1 protein-coding gene is annotated in these 1,039 nt (G+C 74.5%); it reads left to right on the top strand.

The window, feature by feature from the left end:
- Positions 1-180 precede the first annotated feature (180 nt).
- Positions 181-1,029 (top strand): CAP domain-containing protein, encoded by an 849-nt coding sequence (locus P3W75_RS19380; protein WP_276228927.1) that lies wholly within the window; start codon positions 181-183, stop codon positions 1,027-1,029.
- The last annotated feature ends 10 nt before the right edge of the window (positions 1,030-1,039 follow it).

The following is a 1,039-nucleotide window of genomic DNA, read 5'->3' as shown; positions in this document are numbered from 1 at the left end:
TCCCGGTGGTGGCCTGAGCCGACGAGGGTTCCGGTTGCTGGGAGACGGGGCCTACGGGCCCCGTTTCGTCGTCTGACAGAAATATTCCCGGGCGGTCACTGAACCCGCTCGCGCGGCCGGCAGTCTCAGGCTGGCCGCCGCGTCCGCGCGGCATCCACCCAGCCGAGCCGACCGTTGTCCATGCGCCACGCCTTCCGTTTCACCGCCTGCCTGCTGCCGCTCCTGCCATTGCTCTCCAGCCCCGCCCACGCCGGCGAAGAACGCCAGCTGGCGGCCGCGATCAACGCCTACCGAGCCCATCCCTCGGGCTGCGCCGCCAGCGCCTTCCGGCCTCTGCCGCCGCTCACCGTGCGTTCCAGCCTGGCCCTGCCGCTGGGCTTCAGCGGCGGCCTGCGCGAGGGCCTGCGCGACGCCGGTTACCAGGCGCAGACGGTGCGCAGCATCCGCCTGGTCGGCGCCCGCGATGCCGATGAAGCCTTCGACATGCTGCGCGAGCGCTATTGCGGCGCCTTGCTCGACCCGCAATACGCCGACCTCGGGGTGACCCGCACGGGTGGCGAATGGCGCCTGGTGCTGGCGCGCTCGATGGGCGGCGGCCAGCTGCAGGACCCGCGCGCCGCCGGCAAGGCGCTGCTCGCCGAGGTCAACGCCGCCCGCGCGCGGCCGCGGCTGTGTGGCCAGCGCCGCTTCGCCGCGGCGCGCCCGCTGAGCTGGAGCCCGGCCCTGGGCGCCGCGGCCCAGGCGCACAGCCGCGACATGGCGCGCAGCAACTACTTCGCCCACCAGGACCCGGACGGCGACGGCCCCTACGACCGCGCCCGCGCCGCCGGTTACCGCGGCCGGCAGATCGGCGAGAACATCGCCGCCGGGCAGGCCTCGGTGAGCCAGGCGATGGCCGGCTGGCTGGCCAGCCCGGGGCACTGCGCGAACCTGATGAACCCGATGTTCACCCAGGTCGGCGCGGCATACGCCAGCGCGGCGCGCAGCGACGAAGGGGTGTACTGGACGATGCTGTTCGGCGCGCCTTGAGCGGGCCGGC

The sequence above is a fragment of the Pseudomonas citronellolis genome (genome assembly GCF_029335315.1).
In the GTDB taxonomy this organism is placed as follows: domain Bacteria; phylum Pseudomonadota; class Gammaproteobacteria; order Pseudomonadales; family Pseudomonadaceae; genus Pseudomonas; species Pseudomonas citronellolis_A.
Note: the sequence above shows the minus strand (reverse complement) of the source record. Positions and strands in the feature narration are given on the sequence as shown.